At 71.3% G+C, this 25,474-nt stretch carries 26 protein-coding genes; 20 read left to right on the top strand and 6 right to left on the bottom strand.

Going from position 1 to position 25,474, the window contains the following annotated elements; translation table 11 throughout:
- Nucleotides 1–86 precede the first annotated feature (86 nt).
- The 6 genes from rpsM to truA all read left to right on the top strand — a co-directional run bounded on the left by rpsM (nt 87) and on the right by truA (nt 4,284).
- Nucleotides 87–467: a 30S ribosomal protein S13 gene (gene rpsM / locus ACH4U8_RS06325; protein WP_360308795.1), complete on the top strand. Its 381-nt coding sequence runs from the start codon at nt 87–89 to the stop codon at nt 465–467.
- Between the two features lie 67 nt (nt 468–534).
- Nucleotides 535–936 carry a 30S ribosomal protein S11 gene (rpsK, locus tag ACH4U8_RS06320; RefSeq protein WP_020549211.1) on the top strand — a complete coding sequence of 134 codons (402 nt, stop codon included), beginning with the start codon at nt 535–537 and terminating at the stop codon, nt 934–936.
- Between the two features lie 28 nt (nt 937–964).
- On the top strand, nt 965–1,591 hold the full coding sequence (rpsD, locus tag ACH4U8_RS06315; RefSeq protein WP_020549210.1) for a 30S ribosomal protein S4: 627 nt from the start codon (nt 965–967) through the stop codon (nt 1,589–1,591).
- Nucleotides 1,592–1,704: 113 nt separating this feature from the next.
- Complete coding sequence (locus ACH4U8_RS06310; protein ID WP_020549209.1) at nt 1,705–2,721, top strand: DNA-directed RNA polymerase subunit alpha; 1,017 nt, start codon at nt 1,705–1,707, stop codon at nt 2,719–2,721.
- Nucleotides 2,722–2,819: 98 nt separating this feature from the next.
- Complete coding sequence (gene rplQ / locus ACH4U8_RS06305) at nt 2,820–3,341, top strand: 50S ribosomal protein L17 (protein WP_360308800.1); 522 nt, start codon at nt 2,820–2,822, stop codon at nt 3,339–3,341.
- A gap of 100 nt (nt 3,342–3,441) precedes the next feature.
- Nucleotides 3,442–4,284: a tRNA pseudouridine(38-40) synthase TruA gene (gene truA / locus ACH4U8_RS06300; protein WP_360308803.1), complete on the top strand. Its 843-nt coding sequence runs from the start codon at nt 3,442–3,444 to the stop codon at nt 4,282–4,284.
- A gap of 24 nt (nt 4,285–4,308) precedes the next feature.
- On the opposite strand, the gene ACH4U8_RS06295 is transcribed toward truA, so the two are convergent.
- Complete coding sequence (locus ACH4U8_RS06295) at nt 4,309–5,364, bottom strand: hypothetical protein (RefSeq protein WP_360308806.1); 1,056 nt, start codon at nt 5,362–5,364, stop codon at nt 4,309–4,311.
- A gap of 358 nt (nt 5,365–5,722) precedes the next feature.
- Here ACH4U8_RS06295 and rplM point away from each other — a divergent pair, with 358 nt between their 5' ends.
- The 3 genes from rplM (at nt 5,723) to glmM (ending at nt 8,222) form a co-directional block, all read left to right on the top strand.
- A complete protein-coding gene (rplM, locus tag ACH4U8_RS06290) occupies nt 5,723–6,166 on the top strand; it encodes a 50S ribosomal protein L13 (protein WP_360308809.1) in 444 nt (147 codons plus the stop codon).
- Between the two features lie 41 nt (nt 6,167–6,207).
- A complete protein-coding gene (gene rpsI, locus ACH4U8_RS06285; protein ID WP_020549204.1) occupies nt 6,208–6,693 on the top strand; it encodes a 30S ribosomal protein S9 in 486 nt (161 codons plus the stop codon).
- Nucleotides 6,694–6,854: 161 nt separating this feature from the next.
- Complete coding sequence (glmM, locus tag ACH4U8_RS06280) at nt 6,855–8,222, top strand: phosphoglucosamine mutase (protein WP_395775949.1); 1,368 nt, start codon at nt 6,855–6,857, stop codon at nt 8,220–8,222.
- 39 nt (nt 8,223–8,261) lie between these two features.
- On the opposite strand, the gene ACH4U8_RS06275 is transcribed toward glmM, so the two are convergent.
- Nucleotides 8,262–9,236 (bottom strand): DUF389 domain-containing protein, encoded by a 975-nt coding sequence (locus ACH4U8_RS06275; protein WP_395775948.1) that lies wholly within the window; start codon nt 9,234–9,236, stop codon nt 8,262–8,264.
- A 34-nt stretch (nt 9,237–9,270) separates the two neighbouring features.
- The gene (coaA, locus tag ACH4U8_RS06270) at nt 9,271–10,239 is read right to left on the bottom strand and encodes a type I pantothenate kinase (RefSeq protein ID WP_360308819.1); all 969 of its coding nucleotides are present in this window, start codon (nt 10,237–10,239) and stop codon (nt 9,271–9,273) included.
- Between the two features lie 93 nt (nt 10,240–10,332).
- Between coaA and glmS the strand changes: the two genes are divergently transcribed.
- Nucleotides 10,333–12,183 (top strand): glutamine--fructose-6-phosphate transaminase (isomerizing), encoded by a 1,851-nt coding sequence (gene glmS, locus ACH4U8_RS06265; RefSeq protein ID WP_395775947.1) that lies wholly within the window; start codon nt 10,333–10,335, stop codon nt 12,181–12,183.
- Between the two features lie 99 nt (nt 12,184–12,282).
- Here glmS and ACH4U8_RS06260 read toward each other — a convergent pair whose 3' ends face one another.
- The gene (locus ACH4U8_RS06260) at nt 12,283–12,822 is read right to left on the bottom strand and encodes a MarR family transcriptional regulator (RefSeq protein ID WP_360308825.1); all 540 of its coding nucleotides are present in this window, start codon (nt 12,820–12,822) and stop codon (nt 12,283–12,285) included.
- Between the two features lie 112 nt (nt 12,823–12,934).
- Between ACH4U8_RS06260 and ACH4U8_RS06255 the strand changes: the two genes are divergently transcribed.
- The 6 genes from ACH4U8_RS06255 to tsaE all read left to right on the top strand — a co-directional run bounded on the left by ACH4U8_RS06255 (nt 12,935) and on the right by tsaE (nt 19,019).
- Entirely contained in the window at nt 12,935–13,906 is a 972-nt protein-coding gene (locus ACH4U8_RS06255) for an EamA family transporter (protein WP_395775946.1), read from the top strand.
- A gap of 128 nt (nt 13,907–14,034) precedes the next feature.
- On the top strand, nt 14,035–14,403 hold the full coding sequence (locus tag ACH4U8_RS06250) for a holo-ACP synthase (protein WP_360308831.1): 369 nt from the start codon (nt 14,035–14,037) through the stop codon (nt 14,401–14,403).
- A gap of 11 nt (nt 14,404–14,414) precedes the next feature.
- On the top strand, nt 14,415–15,878 hold the full coding sequence (locus tag ACH4U8_RS06245; RefSeq protein ID WP_360308834.1) for an NAD(P)H-hydrate dehydratase: 1,464 nt from the start codon (nt 14,415–14,417) through the stop codon (nt 15,876–15,878).
- Nucleotides 15,879–16,008: 130 nt separating this feature from the next.
- A complete protein-coding gene (alr, locus tag ACH4U8_RS06240) occupies nt 16,009–17,199 on the top strand; it encodes an alanine racemase (RefSeq protein WP_395775945.1) in 1,191 nt (396 codons plus the stop codon).
- On the top strand, nt 17,196–18,338 hold the full coding sequence (locus ACH4U8_RS06235; RefSeq protein ID WP_395775944.1) for an alpha/beta fold hydrolase: 1,143 nt from the start codon (nt 17,196–17,198) through the stop codon (nt 18,336–18,338). Before alr ends, ACH4U8_RS06235 begins: the two co-directional genes overlap by 4 nt.
- A 162-nt stretch (nt 18,339–18,500) precedes the next feature.
- Nucleotides 18,501–19,019 carry a tRNA (adenosine(37)-N6)-threonylcarbamoyltransferase complex ATPase subunit type 1 TsaE gene (tsaE, locus tag ACH4U8_RS06230; protein ID WP_395775943.1) on the top strand — a complete coding sequence of 173 codons (519 nt, stop codon included), beginning with the start codon at nt 18,501–18,503 and terminating at the stop codon, nt 19,017–19,019.
- A gap of 18 nt (nt 19,020–19,037) precedes the next feature.
- Here tsaE and ACH4U8_RS06225 read toward each other — a convergent pair whose 3' ends face one another.
- On the bottom strand, nt 19,038–21,362 hold the full coding sequence (locus ACH4U8_RS06225) for a transglycosylase domain-containing protein (RefSeq protein WP_395775942.1): 2,325 nt from the start codon (nt 21,360–21,362) through the stop codon (nt 19,038–19,040).
- Nucleotides 21,363–21,550: 188 nt separating this feature from the next.
- On the bottom strand, nt 21,551–22,174 hold the full coding sequence (locus tag ACH4U8_RS06220; RefSeq protein WP_395775941.1) for a hypothetical protein: 624 nt from the start codon (nt 22,172–22,174) through the stop codon (nt 21,551–21,553).
- 140 nt (nt 22,175–22,314) lie between these two features.
- Here ACH4U8_RS06220 and tsaB point away from each other — a divergent pair, with 140 nt between their 5' ends.
- The 4 genes from tsaB to ACH4U8_RS06200 all read left to right on the top strand — a co-directional run bounded on the left by tsaB (nt 22,315) and on the right by ACH4U8_RS06200 (nt 25,342).
- The gene (gene tsaB, locus ACH4U8_RS06215; protein WP_360308851.1) at nt 22,315–22,998 is read left to right on the top strand and encodes a tRNA (adenosine(37)-N6)-threonylcarbamoyltransferase complex dimerization subunit type 1 TsaB; all 684 of its coding nucleotides are present in this window, start codon (nt 22,315–22,317) and stop codon (nt 22,996–22,998) included.
- Nucleotides 22,999–23,524: 526 nt separating this feature from the next.
- Nucleotides 23,525–23,986, top strand: coding sequence for a ribosomal protein S18-alanine N-acetyltransferase (gene rimI / locus ACH4U8_RS06210; protein WP_379992374.1), 462 nt, complete (start codon nt 23,525–23,527; stop codon nt 23,984–23,986).
- Nucleotides 23,979–25,022: a tRNA (adenosine(37)-N6)-threonylcarbamoyltransferase complex transferase subunit TsaD gene (gene tsaD / locus ACH4U8_RS06205; protein WP_360308857.1), complete on the top strand. Its 1,044-nt coding sequence runs from the start codon at nt 23,979–23,981 to the stop codon at nt 25,020–25,022. The genes rimI and tsaD overlap by 8 nt, the downstream gene beginning before the upstream one ends.
- A 44-nt stretch (nt 25,023–25,066) precedes the next feature.
- Nucleotides 25,067–25,342 carry a hypothetical protein gene (locus tag ACH4U8_RS06200; protein ID WP_395775940.1) on the top strand — a complete coding sequence of 92 codons (276 nt, stop codon included), beginning with the start codon at nt 25,067–25,069 and terminating at the stop codon, nt 25,340–25,342.
- Nucleotides 25,343–25,474: the final 132 nt, after the last annotated feature.

The following is a 25,474-nucleotide window of genomic DNA, read 5'->3' as shown; positions in this document are numbered from 1 at the left end:
CCGGAGGCCGAGGACCGAGGACATCTCCAGCAGGTGTACCGGACCGGTGCTGGGCCAGACCTCCGACTAAACCAGGAGCCACACATATGGCACGCCTCGTCGGCGTCGACCTCCCCCGTGAGAAGCGGGTCGAGGTCGCTCTGACCTACATCTTCGGCGTCGGGCGCACTCGTGCGCTGGACACGCTGAAGAACACCGGTGTCAACCCTGACACCCGCGTCCGCGATCTCGCCGAGGACGACCTGATCAAGCTTCGTGACTGGATCGAGGCGAACTACCGCGTCGAGGGTGACCTCCGCCGCGAAGTCGCCGCCGACATCCGCCGCAAGGTCGAGATCGGTTGCTACGAAGGTCTGCGTCACCGTCGCGGTCTTCCCGTCCGCGGTCAGCGCACCCACACCAACGCGCGTACCCGCAAGGGCCCGCGTCGCGCGATCGCCGGCAAGAAGAAGCCGGGCAAGAAGTAGTCCGCGTACGACGGATCACGCGGTCCTCAATTCGTAGCGGACCGACGACCTCAGGAGTTTCCAGCAGATGCCTCCCAAGAGCCGCGCGGGCGCCAAGAAGGTGCGCCGCAAGGAAAAGAAGAACGTCGCTCACGGGCACGCCCACATCAAGAGCACGTTCAACAACACCATCGTGTCGATCACGGACCCCAGCGGCAACGTGATCTCGTGGGCCTCCGCGGGCCACGTCGGCTTCAAGGGTTCGCGCAAGTCGACCCCCTTCGCCGCGCAGATGGCCGCCGAGTCCGCCGCGCGTCGTGCCCAGGAGCACGGCATGCGCAAGGTCGACGTTTTCGTCAAGGGCCCGGGTTCCGGTCGTGAGACCGCCATTCGTTCGCTGCAGGCCACCGGCCTGGAGGTCGGCTCCATTCAGGACGTCACCCCCGTGCCGCACAACGGCTGCCGCCCCCCCAAGCGCCGCCGCGTCTGACCAGCAGCTGACTAGGAGTTAAAGAACAATGGCGCGTTACACCGGCGCGGACTGCAAGCGCTGCCGTCGCGAGAAGATGAAGCTGTTCCTCAAGGGCAGCAAGTGCGAGGGCCCGAAGTGCCCGATCGAGATTCGGCCTTACCCGCCGGGCGAGCACGGTCGTGGCCGTACCAAGGACAGCGAGTACCTGCTGCAGATGCGCGAGAAGCAGAAGTGCGCGCGCATCTACGGTGTGCTCGAGAAGCAGTTCAAGGGCTACTACGAGGAAGCGAACCGTCGCCAGGGCAAGACCGGCGAGAACCTGCTTCGCATCCTCGAGTCGCGCCTGGACAACGTGGTCTACCGCGCGGGCTTCGCCAAGTCGCGTGACCACGCCCGTCAGCTCGTTCGCCACGGTCACATCGTGGTCAACGGCGTCAAGACGGACATCCCGTCGTTCCGGGTCTCCGACAACGACATCATCGAGGTCCGCAAGGACTCGGTCGAGCTGACCCCGTTCGTGGTCGCTCGCGCCGAGGCCGGCGAGCGCACCGTCCCGGCCTGGCTCGAGGTCATCCCGGGCAAGATGCGCATCCTCGTGCACTCCCTCCCCGCGCGTCAGGTCATCGACACGCAGGTGCAGGAGCAGCTCATCGTCGAGCTCTACTCCAAGTAGCAGCTCAACGGGATCGGGCGGATCGAGCCGGGTTTTCAACTCGGCGTCGGTCCGCCCGTATCCTTGTTTCCACTGGCGTCAAATAGCGGGCGCCATGATCAGGAGGCATCCACATGCTTATCGCTCAGCGGCCCACCCTTACCGAGGACGTCGTCGACGAATACCGTTCGCGGTTCGTCATCGAGCCCCTCGAGCCGGGCTTCGGCTACACGCTCGGCAACTCGCTTCGTCGTACGCTCCTCTCCTCGATCCCGGGCGCGGCTGTCACCAGCATCCGGATCGACGGTGTCCTGCACGAGTTCACCACCGTGCCGGGCGTCAAGGAGGACGTCACCGACCTCATCCTGAACATCAAGCAGCTCGTCGTCTCCTCGGAGCACGACGAGCCGGTCGTGATGTACCTGCGCAAGCAGGGTCCGGGTGTGGTCACCGCCGGCGACATCGCGCCGCCGGCCGGGGTCGAGGTGCACAACCCCGACCTGGTCCTGGCGACGCTGAACGCCAAGGGCAAGCTGGAGATGGAGCTGACCGTCGAGCGCGGTCGCGGCTACGTCTCCGCGGTGCAGAACAAGCAGGCGGGCCAGGAGATCGGCCGCGTGCCGGTCGACTCGATCTACTCGCCGGTGCTCAAGGTCACGTACAAGGTCGAGGCCACCCGTGTCGAGCAGCGCACGGACTTCGACAAGCTGATCGTCGACGTCGAGACCAAGCAGTCCATGCGTCCGCGTGACGCGATGGCCTCCGCGGGCAAGACGCTGGTCGAGCTGTTCGGTCTCGCGCGCGAGCTGAACATCGACGCCGAGGGCATCGACATGGGCCCGTCGCCGACCGACGCCGCGCTCGCGGCCGATCTGGCGCTGCCGATCGAGGAGCTCGAGCTCACGGTCCGCTCCTACAACTGCCTCAAGCGCGAGGGCATCCACACCGTGGGTGAACTGGTCGCGCGCAGCGAGGCCGACCTGTTGGACATCCGCAACTTCGGTGCGAAGTCCATCGACGAGGTCAAGGCGAAGCTCAACGGGATGGGTCTGGCCCTCAAGGACAGCCCGCCCGGGTTCGACCCGACCGCCGCCGCGGACAGCTTCGGCGACGAGGACGACCACGGCTTCGCGGAGACCGAGCAGTACTGAGCTTCGCCGCAAGGCGTTGCCACCACCCGGGCCGACCGGCCCGGGTGGACTGACGCCGGTACCTGACACGGCCGGCGCAGGAATATCTAGGAGAAAACATGCCCAGGCCCACCAAGGGTCCGCGCCTCGGCGGCGGCCCGTCCCACGAGCGGCTGATCCTGGCCGGTCTCGCGACGGCGCTGTTCGAGCACGGTCGGATCACCACGACCGAGGCCAAGGCGCGTCGGCTGCGTCCCGTCGCCGAGCGGCTGATCACCAAGGCGAAGAAGGGCGACCTGCACAACCGTCGCCAGGTGCTCACGATCGTTCGTGACAAGAGCGTCGTGCACTCGCTGTTCGAGGAGATCGCTCCCCGGTACGAGAACCGCCCGGGCGGTTACACGCGCATCACCAAGATCGGCAACCGCAAGGGCGACAACGCGCCCATGGCGGTCATCGAGCTGGTCGAGGCGCTGACCGTGGCGCAGACCGCGGTCGGCGAGGCCGAGGCCGCCACGAAGCGCTCGGTCAAGGAGCAGGAGACCGCCAAGGTCGAGACGACGAAGGTCGTCGAGACCGAGGAGGCGCCCGCCGCCGAGGCCGAGCAGGCCGAGGAGAGCAAGGACGCCGACAAGGCCTGACGGTCTCGTCGCATGCTCCACGCGTTCTGAATCACAGTGCGAGCCCGTTCCCCGTATTCGTACGGGGGACGGGCTCGCGCCATGCCCGGAGGTGGTTGAGGTGGTGCGCTTGCGCATCGATCTGTCGTACGACGGCACCGAGTTCGCGGGCTGGGCCCGCCAGCGCGAGTTGCGCACCGTGCAGGGCACGCTGGAGAGCGCCCTGACCACCGTGCTGCGGCTGGCCGAGCCGGCCCAGCTCACCGTGGCCGGCCGGACCGACGCGGGGGTGCACGCGCGGGGCCAGGTGGCCCATCTCGACGTGCCCGACGACGTCTGGGCCGCGATGGGCGAGGTGGCCCTGCGTCGGGTCACCGGGGCGCTGCCGCGCGATCTGCGGGTGCGGGACATCACCGTGGCGCCCGAGGGCTTCGACGCGCGGTTCGGCGCGATCTGGCGGCGCTACGCGTACCGGGTGTGCGACGCGCCGGGCGGGGTGGATCCGCTGCGGCGGGGCAGCGTGGTGTGGCACGACCGGCCGCTGGACGAGACCCGGATGAACGCGGCGGCGCAGCGGTTGTTGGGCGAGCACGACTTCGCGTCGTTCTGCCGCAGGCGCGAGGGGGCCACGACGGTGCGCTGCCTCCAGGACTTCTCCTGGGCGCGCGAGAGGCCGAGCGGGGCCGATCTGGGTCCGGCGTTTCGGCCGGTGATCGTGGCCACCGTGCGGGCGGACGCGTTCTGCCACAACATGGTGCGTTCGCTGGTCGGCGCGATGCTGGCGGTGGGTACCGGGCGCAAGCCGGTGGACTGGCCGCTGGAGGTGCTCGGGCGCGCGGTGCGCGACTCGGGCGTGCACGTCGCGCCCGCGCACGGGCTCACCCTGGAGGAGGTGGCCTACCCGGCGGACGAACTGCTCGCCGATCGGGTCACCGCGACCCGGCGGCGGCGCGACGGAAGCTGAGTCGGTGTCGCGACCGGGGCCGGGTCAACCCTGGATCTGTTCCAGGGCCTTGCGCCGGTTCTCCTCGTCGATCTGCTTGGACCTCGCCTCGCCGCGCGCGGTGAGCGAGTTCCACAGGAACTTGTCCACGTCGTCCTGGGCCTGGGCCATCGGCTTGTCGTCGCCCACCGGGTCCTTGCCGTTGGCGTACCAGTCCAGGGTGAACAACGCGTAGCGGCCGACCGAGTTGCGCAGCTTGCCGTGCTTTTGCTTCTTGGTGTCCAACACCTTGACGCCGGGGCCCGCCAGCGGCAGGAGTTCGCCGCCGTCCTTGCCGTTCTTGATCGCGCTCGCCTTGTCCGCGGACGGGAACGAGGCGACCGCGGCGGTGGAGACGATGCCGTCCGGGCCGACCACCGCGAGCCGGATGAGCTGGGTGCACTGCTGGTTGCGCGCGGCCGGGCCGAGCTTGGCGTCGGTGGCGTCCGAACAGGTGCTGTCCAGCTTGCTCGCGACCACCGAGTACTGCCGCCCGTTGACGGTGAACTTCGAATTGGGGAACAACGATTCGACCGTGAACGGCGCGTTGTCCAGGGTCGGGTCGGCGAGCACCGCCTGGGCCGGAGGCGGCGGCGGGACGGTGGGGGCGGGCCGGAAGGTCGGCTTGGCCGGCGCGAAGGACTCGGCGGAGGGGCCGGACGAGGAGCCGGGTCCGGCCTTCTTCTTGTCGTCGCCGCCGGACATCGCCATGGCCGCGGCGACCACGCCGCCGACCAGCGCGAGGCCGAGCACCGTGCCGCCGACGGTGAACAGTAGTCGGCGGCGCCGGGCCGCGGAGTCCCGCTGTTCCGCCAGCGCGCCCCAGTCGGGCCCGGCGGAACCGGCGAACTGCTGTTGCTGCGTTGGCTGTTCGGGCACGGGACGAGACTGCGCGAAGGGCTGCGCGGGCTCCTGGTGCGGTTGTTGCCCGTGCGGGTCGTGCGCGTGCGAGGGGAACGGGTCCCAGGCGTGCTGCGGCTGCCCGGGCGTGCCGGGCCCACCCGGGCGCACGCTCCACGGCTGCTGCCCGTCGTCTCCCGGTGGTGTACCGACCCCCGACATACCCGCCCCCTGCAAGGAATGACCCGCCCCGGCTCCCCATGCGCCGACGCTCCAGTCGTTCGGCGCATCGTACCTATCCGCCGATCCGGTGACGGCCGGCGTGGCATGGTAGGAGCACCCGTGCCGATGGCTTACGCTGGGGAGGGGCATGAGCAGATCATTGCCCCATTGCTCGTTTTGACCGGCACCCCCTTGACCCGGTATTGTGCCGGTTCGTTGTGCGTATTGGCTTGCTTGAGTGGAGTCGGTACGCCGGGCCGCCGGCCACCGGAGTCCGCATTCGGTTCGGAATCATCTCCCGGACAGCCAAGTCGGCATCCGTAAGCACACACTCACGAAGAAGCGAAGGCTATCGACCGTGCGCACGTACAGCCCCAAGCCCGGCGACGTCCAGCGTCAGTGGCACGTCATCGACGCGACCGATGTCGTGCTCGGCCGTCTGTCCACCCAGGCTGCTGCCCTGCTCCGGGGTAAGCACAAGCCGGTGTACGCGCCGCACGTCGACACCGGCGATTTCGTCATCATTGTGAACGCCGACAAGGTGCACCTGTCGGGCAACAAGCGCAGCCAGAAGATGGCGTACCGCCACTCCGGCTACCCGGGTGGCCTCCGCGCCGTCCGCTACGACGAGCTGCTGGACAAGAACCCCGAGAAGGCCGTGGAGAAGGCCATCAAGGGCATGCTCCCGAAGAACACCCTGGGTCGGCAGATGTTGTCGAAGCTCAAGGTGTACCGCGGTTCCGAGCACCCGCACTCGGCGCAGCAGCCGGTTCCGTTCGAGATCACCCAGGTCGCGCAGTAGTCACGGCCACCGCCTGACGAACGAATAGTTTGAGGAGAACAGTGGCCGAGACCATTGCAGAAACCCCGATCGAGGAGACCGAGGGTCTTCCGCTCGAAAGCTACACGTCCGAGTCGCTCGCCTCGCGTTTCAGCGAGCCGCAGGCGGGTTCGGCCACCGGCCGCCGCAAGGAAGCCGTCGCGCGCGTCCGCATCGTGCCGGGCACGGGCAAGTGGAAGATCAACGGGCGCACGCTCGAGGAGTACTTCCCGAACAAGGTGCACCAGCAGCTGGTCAACGAGCCCTTCAAGGTGCTCGAGCTGGACGACCGCTACGACGTGCACGCCCGTATCCACGGTGGCGGCGTCTCCGGCCAGGCCGGCGCGCTGCGTCTGGGTGTGGCCCGTTCGCTGAACGAGGCCGACGTCGAGGCGAACCGCCCGGCGCTCAAGAAGGCCGGCTTCCTGACCCGTGACCCGCGTGCCACGGAGCGCAAGAAGTACGGTCTGAAGAAGGCGCGCAAGGCGCCTCAGTACAGCAAGCGCTAAACAGCCTCGCAGCACCCTCTGCGGCTGTTCGCAGCGTCATCAGGCCCCGGGGGCACGGTTCGTGCCCCCGGGGCCTGATGCGTTTTCCGGCGCTACTCCTGCGGGAGTGGCGCCGCGAGGTAGTGTCCGAGACATCCGGAATGTATGCGGGAGATCCAACTGTGGGACGACTCTTCGGTACGGACGGCGTACGTGGCCTGGCGAATGGCCGGCTGACGGCGGAACTGGCGCTCGATCTGGCGGTCGCCGCCGCGCGGGTGCTGGGATCACGCGGTCGGGACGGGATTCCGCCATCGGGGCACGGTCGCCGCCCGTTCGCCGTGGTGGGTCGCGACCCCCGGGCGTCCGGAGAGTTCCTGGAGGCCGCCGTGGTCGCGGGCCTGGCGGGGGCGGGCGTGGACGTCTACCGCGCCGGGGTGCTGCCGACGCCGGCGATCGCCCATCTGACCGGGCTGCTCGGCGCGGACATGGGCGTGATGCTCTCGGCGAGCCACAACGCGATGCCGGACAACGGGATCAAGTTCTTCACGCGCGGCGGGCACAAGCTGCCGGACGACGTGGAGAACGAGATCGAGGCGCTGCTGGGCACCGCGTGGGAGCGGCCCACCGGATCCGGGGTCGGCCGGGTGCAGGACCACCCCGAGGGCCACGAGCGTTACGTCGAACACCTGTTGGCCTCGCTGCCGCATCGCCTGGACGGGCTCAAGATCGTGGTGGACTGCGCGAACGGCGCCTCCTCCGCGGTGGCACCGGACGCGCTGCGCCGGGCCGGGGCCGAGGTGATCGCGATCCACGCGGAGCCGGACGGCCTCAACATCAACGACAACTGCGGTTCCACGCATATGGACGCGCTCGCGGCCGCGGTGGTCGAGCACGGTGCGGATGCGGGGATCGCGCACGACGGCGACGCGGACCGGTGCCTGGCGGTGGACGCGCGCGGCGAGTTGGTCGACGGCGACGCGATCCTGGCGGTGCTCGCGCTGGCGATGCGCGACGCCGGGCAACTGGTGGAGAACACGCTGGTGGCCACCGTGATGTCCAACCTCGGGCTCAAGCTGGCCATGCAGGCCGCGGGCATCAAGATGGTGGAGACCGCGGTCGGCGACCGCTACGTCCTGGAGGCGATGCAGGCGTCCGGCCTGTCGCTGGGCGGCGAACAGTCCGGCCACGTGGTGTTGTTGGACCACGCCACCACGGGCGACGGCACGCTGACCGCGCTGCGGCTGCTGGCGCGCGTCGCGGAGACCGGCAAGCCGCTGCACGAGCTGGCCTCGGTGATGACCCGACTGCCGCAGATGTTGATCAACGTCGCCGGCGTGGACCGCACCCGGGTGCACACCACGCCCGAACTGGCGGACGCCGTCGCACTGGTGGAGGAACGCCTGGGCGACACCGGGCGGGTGTTGTTGCGCCCCTCGGGTACCGAGCCGCTGGTCCGGGTGATGGTCGAGGCGCAGACGCACGACCAGGCGCACGACGAGGCGACGGGTCTGGCCGAGGTCGTGCGGACCCTGCTCGCGCTGGATTAGCCCGGCCGGGTTCTCGCGGGTTCACGAAGACCCGCGGGTTCACGAAGACTTGGCGGCCCCTGTCGATCGGGACGGGGGCCGCCGCTTGTTTCGGCCGGCCTGGCGGTGCCACAGGGCGCGTTGTACGAGCAGGGTCGCGGTGCCCGCGAACACGATGCCGGCCAGGTTCAGGCCGAGTTGGCCCAGCGAGCCGGCCGCCTGTCGGTAGTCGCTGTAGCGGATCGCCACCGCGGCGTTCGCGGCGGCGGGCACGGTGGTGACCGAGATCAGTACCCCGATCAGCGCACCGGACTTGGCGCTGGTCAGCGAGAGCATGCCCGCGACGCCGGCGAGCAGCGCGACCCAGAACGAGAGCCAGTCCGGCTGGTAGATGAACTCGGTGAGCGGGCGCGGGCGTTCGAGCATGTCGCGGTCGAACAGACCGAGCAGGTCCAGGAGTCCGGTGAACCCCATGGTGGCCACCACCGCCACCGGGAAGCCGACCAGCAGGGCCAGTGCGGACCGGGCGGCGAGTCGGGGCCGGCGCTGCACCGCGGCCACGCACAGGCCGGCGAGCGGGCCGAATTCCGGGCCCACCACCATCGCGCCGACGACCAGGATCGGGTTGTCGAGCAGCACGCCGCACGCCGCGATCATGGTGGCGACGGCCAGGAAGGCCAGGAACGTCACGGAGAGCGTGGACTCCTCGGAGGTGGCCTCCTCGATCTCCTCCCACACCACGGCGTCGGCGCTCTCGCCCGGCGCGTCCCGCTCGGCCTGGTCGGCGGAGCGGGACAACAGCACGTCCAGGTCCTCGAGCGCGATCGAGCCGTCCTGTTCCAGGCCCAGCGCGCGCAGGTCGGCGAGCACCGTACTGGTGGCCTCGCGCGCGAGATCGCAGGCGATCACGTCGCCCGCGGGCTGCACCGCGGCCCCCGGCCAGACCACCAGGTGGGTGGCGCCGGGTTCGACGAGCAGCAGATCGCGCACGGCGGCGCTGCGGTCGGTGGGAACGATCAGGCGCAGATGGAACATTGTGCGACCGTACCCAAGGTCACGACGCCCGGGGTCACAACTTGCGCAGCCGCAGCCTGCTCACCGCGTGGTCGGCGTCCTTCTGCAACACCAGGGTGGCCCGGGCCCGGGTGGGCCGGATGTTCTGCACCAGGTTGGTCTCGTTGATGGTGGCCCAGGTGTTCTCCGCGTAGCGCAGCGCGTCCTCGGGGGTCATCACCGCGTACTTGCGAAAGTAGGAGGCCGGGTCGCGGAACGCGGTCTGGCGCAGCTTGACGAAGCGTTCCAGGTACCACCGGCGGATGTCCTGGGTGCGGGCGTCCACGTAGACGCTGAAGTCGAAGAAGTCGGACAGCGCGAGTCGGGGTCGGCCGTCGGGGGTGGGCGAGGCGGGTTGCAGGACGTTGAGGCCCTCGACGATGAGGATGTCGGGCCGGTGGATGGTCAGCCGCTCGTTCGGCAGGATGTTGTAGGTCAGGTGCGAGTAGACCGGCGCGGAGACCTCGGGCTTGCCCGCCTTGACGTCCGCCACGAAGCGGACCAGGGCACGTCGGTCGTAGGACTCGGGGAAGCCCTTGCGATGCATGATCCCGCGGCGTTCCAGCTCCTCGTTGGGGTAGAGGAAGCCGTCGGTGGTCAGCAGTTCGACGTGCGGGTGGTCGGGCCAGCGGGCGAGCAGTTCGCGCAGGATGCGCGCGGTGGTGCTCTTGCCCACGGCGACGCTGCCCGCGACGCCGATCACGAACGGTATCCCGGGGTTCTCGCCGTTGCCCAGGAACGTGGTCAGCGCGCGGCCGAGGCCGCGGGTGGCGCCGACGTAGAGGTTCAGCAGCCGGGACAGCGGCAGGTAGACGTCGGAGACCTCGTCGAGGTCGACCACGTCGCCCAGGCCGCGCAGGCGTTCGAGTTCGTCGGCGGTCAGCGGAAGCGGCGTCCCGGCCCGTAGCCGGGTCCAGGCGGCGCGGTCGAGTTCGACGAAGGGGGACAGGTCGCGAGCCGGCCCCTGAGCCGCGAAGGATTGCACACGCCCATTGTCCCGAGTGTGTGCCCGCGTCCCGTCGGCGGGCCGTCGAACGCGTTTCCGCCGGCTCGACGGCGACCCCTTAGGCTGGCCCCCATGTGCGGGATTGTGGGATATGTGGGCGCTCAATCGGCGCTGGACGTGGTCATTGGTGGGCTCAAGCGGCTGGAGTACCGCGGTTACGACTCGGCCGGGGTGGCCGTGCTCTCCGCCGGTGCGCTGGTGAGCGAGAAGCGTGCCGGGAAGCTGGCGAACCTGGTGGGCGCGCTGGCCGAGTCGCCGCTGCCGGTGGGGACGTGCGGCATCGGCCACACACGGTGGGCCACGCACGGTGCGCCCAACGATGCGAACGCGCATCCGCACCTGGACAACGCGGGCCGGGTCGCCGTCGTACACAACGGGATCATCGAGAACTTCGCCGCGCTGCGAGCCGAGTTGGCCGAGCGTGGGCACAAGTTGAGCTCCGAGACGGACACCGAGGTGGTCGCACACCTGCTGGCCGAGGAGTTCCCGGGCGCCGGCGAGGACCTGGCCGAGGCGATGCGCCGGGTGTGTCGCCGACTGGAGGGTGCGTTCACCCTGGTCGCGGCGCACGCGGACGCTCCCGACGTGGTGGTCGGCGCGCGCCGCAACTCGCCGCTGGTGGTCGGTCGTGGGGTGGGTGAGAACTTCCTCGCCTCGGACGTCGCCGCGTTCATCGAGCACACCCGCGAGGCGATCGAGCTGGGCCAGGACCAGGTGGTCGAGCTGCGCCGGGACACGATCACGGTGACCGACTTCGACGGTGCGCCGGCGGAGTTCCGCGAGTACCACGTGGACTGGGACGTCTCCGCCGCCGAGAAGGACGGCTACGACTACTTCATGCTCAAGGAGATCGCCGAGCAGCCCAAGGCGGTCGCCGACACGCTGCTGGGCCGGATCGGTACCGACGGGCGCCTGGTGCTCGACGAGGTGCGGATCGCCGACGAGGTGCTGCGCGAGATCGACAAGGTGGTGATCATCGCCTGCGGTACCTCCTTCCACGCCGGGCTGATCGCCAAGTACGCGATCGAGCACTGGACGCGGGTGCCCTGCGAGGTCGAACTGGCCAGCGAGTTCCGCTACCGCGACCCGATCCTGGACCGGCAGACGCTGGTGGTGACCATCTCGCAGTCCGGCGAGACGATGGACACCCTGATGGCCCAGCGGCACGCCCGCGAGCAGGGCGCCAAGGTGCTGGTCATCTGCAACACCAACGGCTCGACCATGCCGCGCGAGGCGGACGCCGTGTTGTACACGCACGCCGGCCCCGAGGTCGCGGTCGCCTCGACCAAGGCGTTCCTGACCCAGCTCGTCGCGTGTTACCTGGTCGCGCTCTACCTGGGCCAGGTGCGCGGCACCAAGTGGGGCGACGAGATCACCGAGGTGATCGAGCAGCTCGCGGCGATGCCGGAGATGGTGGAGAAGGTCCTGGACACCATGGAGCCGGTGCGCGAGCTGGCGCGTTCGCTCAGCGACGCCGGTTCGGTGTTGTTCCTGGGTCGGCACGTGGGCTACCCGGTGGCCCTGGAGGGTGCGCTCAAGCTCAAGGAGCTGGCGTACATGCACGCCGAGGGCTTCGCGGCGGGCGAGCTCAAGCACGGCCCGATCGCGCTGATCGAGGAGGGTCTGCCGGTCGTGGTGGTGGTTCCGTCGCCGCGCGGGCGCTCGGTGCTGCACGACAAGATCGTGTCCAACATCCAGGAGATCCGGGCGCGCGGCGCGCGCACCATCGTGATCGCCGAGGAGGGCGACGAGGCGGTCGTGCCGTACGCCGACCACCTGGTGCGCATCCCGGTCACGCCGGTGTTGCTCCAGCCGTTGGTGTCCACCGTGCCGCTCCAGGTGTTCGCCTGCGAGCTGGCCACGGCCAAGGGCCACGAGGTGGACCAGCCGCGCAACCTGGCCAAGTCGGTCACGGTCGAGTAGTTCGACCCGGCTCGTCGGCCGCCCCGTGCCTCCTCGAACGAGGGGGCGCGGGGCGGTTTCGCGTTGTGGGGCGGGACTGCTCGGGGTCGTTCGTTTGGATCAGCCCAGGTGGGTGTCGCCCTGGGCGATCAGCAGTTTGCGCAGCAGGCCGTTGAGCTGGTCGCGCTCGGCGGCGTCGAGCACGGCGAGGAAACGGCTCTCGTTCTCCAGGTGGCCGAGCAGGATGTCGTCCACGAGCCGGATGCCCTCGGGGGTCAGCTTGACCAGGACCGAGCGCCGGTCCTCGGCGCTGACCGAGCGCTCGACCAGGCCCTTCGCGGTGAGCTTGTCCACCCGGTTGGTGATCGCGCCGGAGGTGACCATCGCCGAGCGCAGCAGGGTGCCGGCGCTGACCCCCTCGACGCCGCCGGAGCGGCGCAGGGTGGCCAGTACGTCGAACTCGGAGAAGTCGAGCCCGTACCGGGCGAAGTAGGTGCGCAGCGTCTGGTCGATGTAGCGGCGCAGGCGGTTCATCCGACCCACGGCCGCCATCACGTCCAGGTCGGCCGGATCGATGTCGGGGCGCTCGTGGCGCCATTGGTCCCATACGTCGTCGATGGCGTCGCGGGTGTCCACGTCGCGGGTGTCGCGTTCGGTCATGCCGCCAATTTATCTCAACGCTCATCTACTTGACGCTCGCAGATCGAGGGTATTTACTTATCTCAACGTTCAGATAGTCAGTGCTCGCAAAACTAGCGTTGAGGTGAATGGCATGGCGGTTCAGGGTGGTAGCAAGGGGCTCGGTCGCGTGGGGATGCTCCTGGCGACGGCCGTGGCCCCGGCCACGTGGGGGACCACCTACCTGGTCACCACGGAGATGCTCCCGGCGGACCGGCCGCTGCTCGCCGCCGGCGTGCGGGCGTTGCCCGCGGGTCTGCTCCTGGTCGCCCTCTCCAGACGGCTGCCGACCGGGGTGTGGTGGTGGCGGTCGTTCGTCCTGGGGATGCTCAACGTGGGGCTGTTCTTCCCGCTGATCTTCGCCGGCGCCTACCGCCTGCCCGGCGGGGTCGCGGCCACCATCGGTTCGGTGTCGCCGCTGATCGTCGCGGGCCTGTCGTTCCTGATCCTCAAGGTGCGGACGCAACCGCGGGTGTTGCTCGCGGGCGTCGGCGGCGTGGTCGGGGTCGCGCTGCTCGTGCTCAGTTCGAAGGCCGAGATCGACCCGATCGGCGTCGGCCTGATGTTGCTGGCCACCACCTTGATGGCGATGGGCGTGGTGATGTCGGCGCGCTGGGGCCGGCCCGAGGGTGTCTCGCTGTTGGCCACCACCGGTTGGCAGCTCACCGCCGGCGGCCTGGTGATCGTCCCGCTGATGTTCGCGATCGAGGGCATGCCGCCGGTGCCCACCGGCCGCAACCTGCTCGGCTTCGGCTACCTGGTCCTGATCGGCACCGCCCTCGCCTACGTGTTGTGGTTCCGCGGCATCGAGCGCCTCGGCGCCGGTGTGACGTCCTTCCTCGGCCTGGTCAACCCGGTGGTCGCCACGCTCGCCGGCCTGGTCGTGCTGGGCCAGACGCTGACCCCGCCGCAAGTGCTCGGGCTGCTGATCGCCCTGGGCGCGATGGTGCTCGGCCAGCGGCAGCCCAAGCGCCGCGCCGTGCGGGTCGACCTGCCGGTCACGCCGGTCGGGAAGGTCGCGGAGACGAAGAAGCGGAACCGGGCCGAGGTCGTCGAGGTCTCCTGAATCCGCCGCACCCGCCGCTGAATCCGCCGCACACGCCGCGAGCCCACCGGGCCGCATCCCACGGGGATGCGGCCCGGGCTCGTCCGTGCCCGGGGTCGGGCCGCCCGCGGTGTTTGTAGGCTCGGGACGTGATCATCGGTGTGGGTATCGACGTGGCGGACATCGCGCGGTTCGGGCAGTCCCTGGAGCGGACCCCGGGGTTGACCGATCGGCTCTTCACCGACGGCGAGCGCTGGGTGCGCCCCGGACAGGAACGCGGCGTCGCGTCGCTGGCCGCCCGGTTCGCCGCCAAGGAGGCGCTGGCCAAGGCGCTCGGCGCGCCCACCGGGTTGCACTGGCACGATGCCGAGGTGACCACCGCGGAGTCCGGCCGGCCGTTGCTCGCGGTCCGCGGCACCGTGGCCGCGCGGGCCGCCGAACTGGGCGTGCAGCACTGGCATGTGTCGCTCAGCCACGACGCGGGCATTGCTTCCGCTGTCGTGATCGCCGAGGGCTGAGGGGGCGTCGGATGCGGGCCGCGCACGAAGTCGCACAGGTACGAACCGCGGAGGCCGCGCTGTTGGCCGCGCTGCCCGAGGGCACGCTGATGCGCCGGGCCGCGGCGGGCCTGGCGAACACGTGCGTACGACTGCTCGGCCGGGTCTACGGCGCGCGCGTCGTGTTGCTCGTGGGCAGCGGCGACAACGGCGGGGACACCCTGTACGCGGGCGCCCTGCTGGCCCGACGCGGGGCCAGAGTGGACGCGCTGCTGCTCGCGCCGGAGCGGGCCCACCCCGGCGGCCTGGCCGCGGCACGGCGGGCCGGCGCCCGGGTGTGGGACGCCCGCGAGCCGGCCCGGATCGACCCGGACCTGCTCGGGCGGGCCGACCTGGTGCTCGACGGGATCGTCGGGATCGGCGGGCGCGGCGCGCTGCGCGCACCCGCTCCCGAACTGCTCGCACGGGTACGGGACGCGATCGTGGTCGCGGTCGACGTGCCCAGCGGGGTGGACGCGGACACCGGGCGGGTCGAGGGTGCCGCGGTGCGCGCCGATGTGACGGTCACCTTCGGCACCTACAAGCCCGGCCTGCTGGTCGACCCCGGTGCGACCCACGCCGGGGTGTGCCGGCTGGTCGACATCGGACTCGATCCGAAGCTGCCCGATCCGAACCTGACCGTCCTGCAACACGCGGACGTGGCCCGGCTGTTGCCCGCGCCCTCGGCCGAGAGCGACAAGTACTCGCGCGGGGTGCTCGGCGTGGTCGCCGGCTCGCCCAGATATCCCGGCGCGGCGGTGCTCGTGGTCGGCGCGGCCGTGCGCGGCGGTGTGGGCGCGGTCCGGTTCGCCGGCCCCGCCGACGTGGTGGACCCGGTGCTCGCGGCCTGGCCGGAGACGCTGGCCGGCGTGTCGGCGCCCGCCGATGCCGGTCGGGTGCAGGCCTGGGTGGTGGGCCCGGGGCTGGACACCGACCCGGACGCCCGGGCGCGCTGGACCAGTGCGCTGCGCTCGCGGGTGCCCGTACTGGTGGACGCGGACGGACTGACCCTGCTCGCCCGGACCCCGCCCGGCACCTGGTCCGCCCCCGTGCTGCTGACCCCGCACGCGGGCGAGGCGGTACGGCTGTTCGCCGCCGCCGGCATCGAGGCGACCCGCGAGCGGATCGAGGCCGAGCGGCTGGAACACGCGCGCCGGCTGGCCGGGCTCTACGACTGCGTCGTGCTGCTCAAGGGCACCACGACGGTGATCGCCGCGCCCGACGGCCGGGCCAGGATCAATCCCACCGGCACGCCGTGGCTGGCCACCGCGGGCAGCGGCGATGTGCTCTCCGGGCTCGCCGGCGCGCTGCTCGCGGCGGGCCTGGACGCGCTGGACGCCGGTTCGGTGGCCGCCTACCTGCACGGTCTGGCCGCCCGTGCGCTGCCGGGTCCGGTGACCGCGCCGGACCTGATTCGGGTGCTGCCCGCGGTGTGGGCGGACGTCACAGGCACGTGACGGGGACGCCGTCCCGGCACGAGCCTGCCACACTGGGAGTCTTGAGTTCCGGGATGCCCGGACCCGGATCCGTCCGGGACCGGGGTCCCCACTCTCGTCGCTGACCGTCGTCGGAAGGACCACCAGCAACATGCGTGCCCAGGCGCGGATCGATCTCGATGCGATTCGGGACAACATCACGGCCGTGCGCGCGCGAGTGGGCTCGGCGGCGGTGATGACCGTGGTCAAGTCGGACGCCTACGGACACGGCATGATCCCGTGCGCGCGAGCGGCCCGCGAGGCCGGCGCCACGTGGCTGGGCACCGCGGTGGTCGAGGAGGCGCTCGCCCTGCGCGCGGCGGGCGACACCGGCCGGGTGCTCACCTGGTTGTGGGCCCCCGGGGACGCGTTCGAGGACGCGGTGCGCGCGGATGTGGACATCTCGGTGAGCGGGCTCTGGGCGCTGCGCGAGGTGGTGGCCGCCGCCCGCGCGGCCGGCCGGACCGCGCGCGTGCACCTCAAGGCCGACACCGGCCTGGGACGCAACGGCTGCACGCCCGCCGACTGGCCGGCCCTGGTGGACGCCGGGCTCAAGGCACAGGCCGACGGGGCCGTCGAGGTGGTCGGCCTGTGGTCGCACTTCGCCTGCGCGGACGAGCCCGGGCACCCCTCGGTGCCCGCCCAACTCGCCGAGTTCACCGCGATGGCGGCGCACGCCGAGGGCTGCGGGGTCACCCCCGAGGTGCGGCACATGGCCAACTCGCCCGCGACCCTGCTCCTGCCGCAGGCGCACTTCGACCTGGTCCGGGTGGGCCTGGTCAGCTACGGCCTCTCGCCCGTGCCGCAGGTCGGCGGCCCCGCCGACTTCGGGCTGCGCCCCGCGATGACGCTGACGGCGAGCCTGGCCGGGGTCAAGCGGGTGCCGGCCGGGCACGGCGTGTCCTACGGGCACTCGTGGACCGCGCCCCGGGACACCACGCTCGCGCTGGTGCCCACCGGCTACGCGGACGGCATCCCCAGGCACGCGAGCAACGTCGGCCCGGTCCTGGTGGCCGGCCGTCGACGCACCATCGTGGGCCGGGTCGCGATGGACCAGTTCGTGGTCGACCTCGGTGACGACCACGCCGCCGCGGGCGACGAGGCGATCCTGTTCGGCCCGGGCGATCGCGGCGAGCCCACCGCCGAGGACTGGGCCCGGGCGATCGACACGATCAGCTACGAGATCGTCACCCGGATCGGTGTGCGGGTGCCTCGCGTCTACAGCGGAACGACGGTCGGCGAAACGGCGGTCGAGGGGCCGACGGTCGGTGGGGTCGCCGCCGACGGGACGGCCGCGCCGTGACCACCCCGGTGCCGGTCGGCTCCGGCGGCGGCCGGGCACTCGGTCGTCGGGCCGGCATCCTGGGCGCCGCGGTCGGCGTGCTCGCGGCCGGTGCCGCCGCGGGTGTGGCGATCGAACGCATGACCGTCGGGCGGGCGTTCCGCCGGCGCACCGAGGCCCAACTGGACGCGCTCGCCGAGTTCGGCACGCTGCGCGGCGAACCCCACACCGTCATCGCCGGCGACGGCGTCGAGCTGTACGCGGAAGTGGACGGCAAACGCGACGCGGCGGTGACCGTGGTGCTCTGCCACGGCTACTGCCTGGACATGGACTGCTGGCACTACCAGCGGGCCGAACTGCGCGAGGACTACCGCCTGGTCCTGTACGACCAGCGCAGCCACGGCCGCTCCGGTCGGGCCGCGCCGGAGAGTTCGACGATCGACCACCTCGGCGCGGACCTGTACACGGTGCTGACCGAACTGGCCCCCGAGGGGCCGCTGGTGCTGCTCGGCCACTCGATGGGTGGGATGACCATCATGGCGCTGGCCGATCAACACCCCGAGTTGTTCGGGGACCGGGTGATCGGCGTCGCGCTGATGAACACCTCGGCGGGCCGCTGGGCGACCGTCACGCTGGGCATCCCCGCGGCCGGAGCCCGGCTGGTGCACCGGATCGCGCCGGGGGTGTTGCGTACGCTCGGCCGTCGGGCCGCGCTGGTGGAGGCGGGCCGGCGGGCCGCCCGGGACCTGGTCTACCTGTTCACCGAGCGGTACGCGTTCAACTCCGAGGTGGACCCGACCCTGGTGCGCTTCACCGACCGGATGATCTCCGGCACCCCGATCGACGTGATCGCCGAGTTCTTCCCGGCCTTCGAGGCGCACGACAAGTTGGCCGCGCTGCCCGCGCTGGCGCACGTGCCCACGCTCGTGGTGGCCGGCGAGGGGGACCTGATAGCGCCGGCCTCGCACAGCGAGGCGATCAAGGAGGCGCTGCCCGGCGCCGAATTGCTGGTCGTGCCGCAGTCGGGACACCTGACCCTGCTGGAACACCCGGAGGTGGTCAACGCGGCGCTGCGCGAGCTTCTCGCGCGCACCGCGACCGCGCCGAAACGGCGTGCGGGGCGATCCGAGCGGCATCCGAGCGGCGAATCGTCCGCATAGGTCGGAATCGACGAAGACCGGGATCCTGATGGACAGTGATCCCGAGCAGTGACCCCGAGTCGCGACCCCGGGCACAACCGGGGCCGGGCCCGGGGAGGGCGGACCCGAGGCGGTTCGGGCCCGTGAGTTCGGTGTGCTGGGAGTGCTGAAGTGGTGCGAAGTGTGACCGTGACGGTCGCCGGCGGCGCGGACACGCGTGCGCTCGGCGCCCGCCTGGCCAAGCTGCTGCGGGCCGGCGACCTGATCGTGCTGTCCGGTGGGCTCGGCGCGGGCAAGACGACGTTGACCCAGGGCATCGGGGTGGGCCTCGGCGTGCGCGGCGCGGTGACCTCGCCGACGTTCGTGATCGCCCGGGTACATCCGTCCGAGGTCGGTGGGCCGGCGCTGGTGCACGTCGACGCCTACCGGCTCGGCGGCTCGACGGACGTCACGGCCGAGATCGACGGCCTGGATCTGGACGCCTCGCTGGAGGAGTCGGTGACCGTGGTCGAGTGGGGCGAGGGCATGGTCGAGGAACTGACCGAGGATCGGCTGGAGATCGCCATCGCGCGCGATCCGGTCGGCGCGGACGCGCTCGCGGAGAGCCCGACCGACTTCGCCGGCGACGAGGTGCGCACGATCGCGGTGACCGGGATCGGCGCGCGCTGGGCGGGCGCCGCCCTGGACGCGCTGGCCGGCTGACGGCCGACCGCCGGCGGGTCAGGGCGCGGCGGTCGTCTGCGATCCGGGTGTGTTCGGGACGTTGGGCGAGTTCGGGGCCCGACTGGGCGGGCGGGTGCTCGCTCCGCCGCCGGAGCCGGTCGGCCCGACCGACGTGGCCGGTGCGCGGGTGCCGGTCGCCGGGGGAGCGGTGGGCGGCGCGGTGGTGCCGGTGTCGCCGCCGGCCGGCGGGCTGCCGCTCGCGGTGGCCGGGGCGCTGGGGGTCGTGGTGGAGGTGTCCGGCGGCACCAGGCTGGTGTCCGGCCCGCCGAGGCCGCCCGAGGTGTCCTCCGGGAATTCGGCGACCGGCTGCCCGGCGAGCGCGGCCCGCATGTACGTGGTCCACATCCGGGTCGGCAGGTTGCCGCCGTCCACCCGGGGCAGCCCGGCGACCCCGGACATGGACAGGAACGCGTGGGTGTTCGGGTCCTCGCGGAACATCCCCATCGAGGTGGCCAGGTCCGGCGTGTACCCGACGAACCAGGCCGAGCGGTTGTCGTCGGTGGTACCGGTCTTGCCCGCCGCCGGCCGGTTCAGCGCCTGTGCGCGAAAACCGGTGCCGTCGTCCACGACACCGCGCAGGACCTGGGTGACGGCGTGCGCCTGCTGGTCGTCGAAGCCGCCCTTCGTGTTGTGGTCGGGCAGGTCGACGGAATTGCCCGAGCGGGTCAGCTTCTCCACCGGATAGTTGTCGCGCGCCTTGCCCTCGGCCGCGAAGGTGGCGTACGCCGAGGCCATGTCCAGCGCGCTGGGGGTGGAGGTGCCCAGCGAGACGGAGGGCACCGGTTGCAGGCCCGGCGTGCTCGCGGGCAGCCCGGCGTCCACCGCGGCCCGCACCACCCGGTCGGGGCCCACGTCCATGCCGAGTTGGGTGTAGACGGTGTTCACCGACTTGTCCATCGCCCGGGCCAGGTCGATCTGCCCGTAGCTGACGCCGTCCTCGTTGCCGGGTTGCCACGGCACGCCGTCCTGGAGCACCGGCTTGCCGTTCGGGTAGCGGATCACCACGTTGTCGTTGCCGTTGTACCGCGTGCGCGTGCTGATCCGGTCGCGCCCGCCGTCCCCGTCCTGCACCCCGTCGCGCAGTCCGGCCGCGAGCACGAACGGCTTGAAGGTGGAGCCGACCTGCACGTCGCGGCGGGTGGCGTCGTTGACGAACTGCTTCACGTAGTTCGGTCCGCCGTAGATCGCGACGATCCGCCCGGTACCCGGTTCCACGGACGCGGCGGCGACCCGGACGCCGACGTCGGCCGAGCGCTTCGCCGGGTCCAGCGACTGGGCGAGTTGGTCCTGCACGGTCTGCTGGAGCGCCTCGGTTTTGCGCTTGTCGAACGTGGTGGTGATCGCGTAGCCGCCGGCGTCGAGTCGGTCCTCGTCGACCACCTTGTGGTCGAGCAGATATCGCTTGGCCATCTCCACCAGGTAGCCGTTCACACCGGCCAGGTTGGCCGCCGGACGTGGGTCGAGCGGTTCGGGGAAGACCATGCCGGCGCGTTGCTCGGGGGTGAGCCACTTCTCCTTGACCATGCCGTCCAGCACGTAGTTCCAGCGTGCGAGCACCCGCCGGCGGCCCGCGTCGGTGGTGTTGCGCACGTCGTTGGCGCTGGGCGCGTTCAACAACACCGCGAGGTAGGCGCCCTGCTCGACGGTGAGTTGCCCGACGTCGACGCCGTAGTACGCCTGCGCCGCCGCCTGGATCCCGTACGCGCCGCGGCCGAAGTACACGCTGTTGAGATACCCGCTGAGAATGTCGTCCTTGGAGACGGTGCGATCGAGCTTGACCGAGATGATCGCCTCCTTGAACTTGCGGGCCAGCGTCTGCTCCTGGGTGAGGTAGACGTTCTTGACGTACTGCTGGGTGATCGTCGAACCGCCCTGGAGCCCGCCTCCGCCGCCGGCCGCGTTGCGCAGCAGGGCGCGCACGGTGCCGGTGATCGAGACGCCGGAGTTGCTGTAGAAGGAGCGGTCCTCGGCGGCGAGTACCGCTCGTTGCACGTCGAGCGGGATCTCCGACAGTGGCACGGTCTGCCGGTTGGTGGTGCCGGTGCGGGTGATCTCGGTGCCGTCGCTCCAGTACCAGACGTTGCTCTGCTGGCGGGCCTGGGCATTGACGGTGTGCGGGACCGGGGTGACCGCGTAGACCAGGCCGACGGCGGCGAACAGACCGGAGAGCACCAGCAGGACGAAGGTCAGCAGGTGCTTGAACGAGGGCAGCCAGCGCCGGAGTCCGTGCCGATTGCCGCGCGGATAGTCGAACAGCCTGCGCCGGGGAGTCGGGCCCTGGACGTCGCCGGGACCGCTCGGGCCGGAGGAGTCGTGCGCCACGCCGCCACCATTTCCTCGGTGCCATTGCCCTGACGGGCCCGTCCGGTCGGTCGCCGCGTGTGGCTGATGGGGCGGGCGTGACCGGAGGGATCATCATCCTGATGATATGTGGGCAATGTCCGTAAATGGCCGCTGAATGGGGCGACGGTGGGCGTGGCGTGACGTGACGGATTCGGACCGCAGGTGGGTCAGGGCACCACGATGACCGGCGTGCCGACCGGGGCGAAGGCCCACAGGGCGGCGCCGTCCTCCGTGCCGGACCGCACGCCCGCGCTCTGCTTGCCGGCCGGGGTGGAGGTGCGCGGGCGGGGGGTGCCACTGGCGGAGGGGGCGGGCTTGTTGCCGGCGTCGATCTGGTCCAGTGGGGTGTCGGTGGCGGCGAAACCCAGGGGGACGCCCTGTACCGCCCCGAAGCGCACGGAGTGGGTGATCCGCAGGCCGTCGCTGCCGGGCTGCGCCTCTTCCTTCTTCTGGGTGACCTGGTAGGTGCCCGGTTGCGGCTTGACCGGCGCGTTCGCGACCCGGTACTCGCGCAGCGTGCGCTCGGCCTCGTCGACCAGCCAGACGTGGCCGGCCTTGACCGAGTAGACGACCCGCTTGCCGGTGCCGGAGCCGGTGGGCACGGGCGGCGGAACGTAGACCGGGGGCACGGGTGCGCCGGATACGGCGGACGGCGTCGGGGTGCCGGTGCGCGCTATCCCCCGGTTGTCCGGCGCCGAGTTCGCGGCCTGCGCCGCGAGGAATCCGACGCCGACCAGTGCGGCGATGGTGATGCCCGCGACGGCCACGCCCGGGTTGAGCCGCTTCGCCATTGCCTTGGGTCCCTCTTCCGCCGTGTGGTGGCCTCCATGGTGCCGGCAGGTGCCGTCCGCGCGTTGGAGCCGGGTGCAGTTTTCGTATCGCGTGGGTGCCGACGGGCGGAGGCACCGCGTGCGGTCGGTAGCCTGGTGCGGTGCTGCTGCTCGCCTTCGACACCGCGACCCCGGCCGTTACGGTCGCCCTCCACGACGATTCCGGCGTGCTTGCCGGTTCCACCCGGGTCGACGCACGTCGCCAGGGCGAACTGCTCGCGCCCGGCATCGTCGACGTGCTGCGGGTGGCGGGTCGCACCCGCGCCGAGCTCACCGACATCGCGGTCGGCGTCGGGCCGGGGCCGTACACCGGCCTGCGGGTCGGCATCGTGACCGCGCTCGCGCTGGGCGACGCGCTCGGCATCCCCGTGCACGGGGTGTGCACCCTCGACGCGCTCGCGTACGCGGCGGGCCGGGACGGCACCGTCGACGGGCCGTTCGTGGCGGCGACCGACGCGCGGCGCAAGGAGGTCTACTGGGCGCGGTACGACGAGGCGGGCGCGCGGGTGGAGGGGCCGGCGGTGGATCGTCCGGGCGAGTTGGCCGAGGAGGTCAGGGGGTTGCCGGCGGTGGGGGCGGGGGCTGCGCTGTATGCCTCGGCCTTTGCCGACGCGCGGTTGCCGGAGCATCCGGACGCGGCGGCGCTGGCGGCGTTCGCGGTGGGGCGGTTGGTGGGGGGCGGTGCGTTGTTGGCTCCCGAGCCGTTGTATTTGCGGCGGCCCGATGCGCAGGTTCCCGTGGGGTACAAGGTTGTTACGCCCGGTGGGCCGGGGGCGAGGGCCTAGCGTCGCCGGCCTCGTTGGCCTCATGCGCCGGCCGGGCTGGGTTCGCCTCAAACGCCGGCGGGGCTTCTTGGCCTCAAACGCCGGCCGGGCTGGGTTCGCCTCATGCGCCAGCGGGGCTGAGTGGCCTCATGCGCTGGCCGGGCTGGGTTCGCCTCAAACGCCGGCGGGGCTTCTTGGCCTCAAACGCCGGCCGGGCTGGGTTCGCCTCATGCGCCGGCGGGGCTGATTTGCCTCAAGCGCCGGCCGGGCTGAGTGGCTTCACGCGCTGATCGGGCTGGGTTCGCCTCATGCGCCGGCGGGGCTGATTTGCCTCAAACGCCGGTGGGGCTGATTTGCGTCAAGCGCCGGTGGGGCTGGGTGGCCTCGTGTGCGTTGGGTTGGTTTGCCTTGTGTGTTGGTGGGGCTGGGTGGGGTCGGGTTTTGGTTGGGCTGGGTTGGCTTGTTTGGTGGGCTTGGTTGGTTGGGGTGGGGGTTGTGGGGGTGTCGATAGACTTCGGGTATGGAGATCGGGTCTCGGCTGCGGCGTATGCGGTGGTGGGACATCGAGGGGGTCATGCGGCTCGAGCATGAGTTGTTCGTCGAGGATGCGTGGTCGGCCGGGATGTTCTGGTCGGAGTTGGCCGATCCCGAGTTGCGTTATTACGTGGTTGCAGAGGACGAGGTCGGGGGGCTGGCCGGGTATGCCGGGCTCGCGGTGATCGGGGACGAGGGCGACGTACAGACGATCGGGGTGCGGCGGGATCGGTGGGGGACGGGGCTGGGCGCGAGGTTGTTGACCGAGCTGCTCGACCTGGCGATTCGGCGCGGCTGTCGGGATGTGCTGCTGGAGGTGCGCGTGGACAACGCCCGCGCACAGGCGCTTTACGAGCGCTTCGGATTCAAGGGGATCGGCGTGCGGCGGGGCTACTACCAACCCGCCAACGTGGACGCGCTGGTGATGCGCTGCGATCTTCACGAACGTCGGGAAGGAACGGCCACCGGTGGCTGACGAACCACTCGTCCTGGGCATCGAGACCTCGTGCGACGAGACGGGCATCGGCATCGTGCGCGGCACCACGCTGCTCGCGGACGCGGTCGCCTCCAGCGTCGACGAGCACGCCAGGTTCGGCGGTGTCGTGCCCGAGGTGGCCAGCCGTGCGCACCTGGAGGCGATGGTGCCCACGGTGCGCCGCGCGCTCGCCGACGCCGGCGTCACGATGCGGGACATCGACGCGATCGCGGTGACCTCGGGTCCCGGACTGGCCGGTGCGTTGTTGGTCGGCGTCGCCGCGGCCAAGGGCTACGCGGTCGCGCTGGACAAGCCGCTCTACGGCGTCAACCACCTCGCCTCGCATGTGTGCGTGGACCAGTTGGAGCACGGCAAGTTGCCCGAGCCGTGCATGGCGCTGCTGGTTTCCGGCGGGCACTCCTCGCTGCTCCTGGTCCCGGACATCACCGCCGACGTGCGCCCGCTCGGCTCGACCATCGACGACGCGGCCGGTGAGGCGTTCGACAAGGTCGCGCGCGTGCTCGGGCTCGGCTTCCCCGGTGGACCGGCGATCGACCGGTGGGCGCGCGAGGGCGATCGTGCGGCGATCGCGTTCCCGCGTGGGCTGACCGGGCCGCGCGACGCGCCCTTCGACTTCTCCTTCTCCGGCCTCAAGACCTCGGTCGCGCGCTGGGTCGAGGCCCGGCAGCGGGCCGGCGAGACGGTGCCGATCGCGGACGTCGCGGCCTCCTTCCAGGAGGCGGTCGTGGACGTGCTGACCCGCAAGGCGATCCGCGCCTGCAAGGAGAACGGCGTCGAGCACCTGATGATGGGCGGCGGCGTCTCCGCCAACTCGCGCCTGCGCGCACTGGCCCAGGAGCGTTGCGACGCGGCCGGGATCGTGCTGCGGGTGCCGCGACCGGGCCTGTGCACCGACAACGGCGCGATGGTGGCCGCGCTCGGCGCCGAACTCGTCGCCCGGGACCGGGCCCCCTCCACGCTGACCATCCCGGCCGACTCCTCGATGCCGGTCACGGTGTCCCAGGCCCTGTCGTAGCGGCGACGGCGCGTGCGCGTGCCGGCGAGAACGGAAGAGGCGAGATGGCGATCGCGGCGATGTGGGAGGCCAGGACCGAGGCCGGTCGAGGGGCGGCGCTGGCCGAGTGGGTGCACGCCGCGGCGCTGCCCGCCGTCGTCGGCGCGCCCGGCCTGGAACGGGTCGAGGTGTTCGCCGCGGCCGACGAACAGGGCGGCGACCGGGTGGTGGTGATCGCGCTGTGGACCGGGTCGCCGGTGCCGCTGCCCGAGCCGCCGGCCGCCCTGGTCGCCCGGCCGCCGCACGAGTGGAGCTTCGAACGGCTCAGCATCGGCCCCTGATCGGCTCCCGGCAGGCCGCCTTCCCGGTCGCGCAACACTCGACCCGCATCCGACGAGGAGGCCATTCGCAAGCCGGACGCGGGTCGAGTGCCTTGGCTGATGGCTGCGTGCCGCCGCACGTGCCATTGGCCT

The sequence above is a fragment of the Embleya sp. NPDC020886 genome (assembly GCF_044333915.1).
Lineage (GTDB): Bacteria > Actinomycetota > Actinomycetes > Streptomycetales > Streptomycetaceae > Embleya.
This window is presented reverse-complemented; position numbering and strand designations above follow the sequence as displayed.

Bases quoted from the DNA above. Each gene is read 5' to 3' on its own strand.
- rpsM (WP_360308795.1), top strand. From the start codon at position 87: ATGGCACGCCTCGTCGGCGTCGACCTCCCCCGTGAGAAGCGGGTCGAG.
- rpsK (WP_020549211.1), top strand. From the start codon at position 535: ATGCCTCCCAAGAGCCGCGCGGGCGCCAAGAAGGTGCGCCGCAAGGAA.
- rpsD (WP_020549210.1), top strand. From the start codon at position 965: ATGGCGCGTTACACCGGCGCGGACTGCAAGCGCTGCCGTCGCGAGAAG.
- ACH4U8_RS06310 (WP_020549209.1), top strand. From the start codon at position 1,705: ATGCTTATCGCTCAGCGGCCCACCCTTACCGAGGACGTCGTCGACGAA.
- rplQ (WP_360308800.1), top strand. From the start codon at position 2,820: ATGCCCAGGCCCACCAAGGGTCCGCGCCTCGGCGGCGGCCCGTCCCAC.
- ACH4U8_RS06295 (WP_360308806.1), bottom strand. From the start codon at position 5,364: ATGTCGGGGGTCGGTACACCACCGGGAGACGACGGGCAGCAGCCGTGG.
- ACH4U8_RS06275 (WP_395775948.1), bottom strand. From the start codon at position 9,236: ATGTTCCATCTGCGCCTGATCGTTCCCACCGACCGCAGCGCCGCCGTG.
- glmS (WP_395775947.1), top strand. From the start codon at position 10,333: ATGTGCGGGATTGTGGGATATGTGGGCGCTCAATCGGCGCTGGACGTG.
- ACH4U8_RS06260 (WP_360308825.1), bottom strand. From the start codon at position 12,822: ATGACCGAACGCGACACCCGCGACGTGGACACCCGCGACGCCATCGAC.
- ACH4U8_RS06255 (WP_395775946.1), top strand. From the start codon at position 12,935: ATGGCGGTTCAGGGTGGTAGCAAGGGGCTCGGTCGCGTGGGGATGCTC.
- ACH4U8_RS06245 (WP_360308834.1), top strand. From the start codon at position 14,415: ATGCGGGCCGCGCACGAAGTCGCACAGGTACGAACCGCGGAGGCCGCG.
- alr (WP_395775945.1), top strand. From the start codon at position 16,009: ATGCGTGCCCAGGCGCGGATCGATCTCGATGCGATTCGGGACAACATC.
- ACH4U8_RS06220 (WP_395775941.1), bottom strand. From the start codon at position 22,174: ATGGCGAAGCGGCTCAACCCGGGCGTGGCCGTCGCGGGCATCACCATC.
- rimI (WP_379992374.1), top strand. From the start codon at position 23,525: ATGCGGTGGTGGGACATCGAGGGGGTCATGCGGCTCGAGCATGAGTTG.
- ACH4U8_RS06200 (WP_395775940.1), top strand. From the start codon at position 25,067: ATGGCGATCGCGGCGATGTGGGAGGCCAGGACCGAGGCCGGTCGAGGG.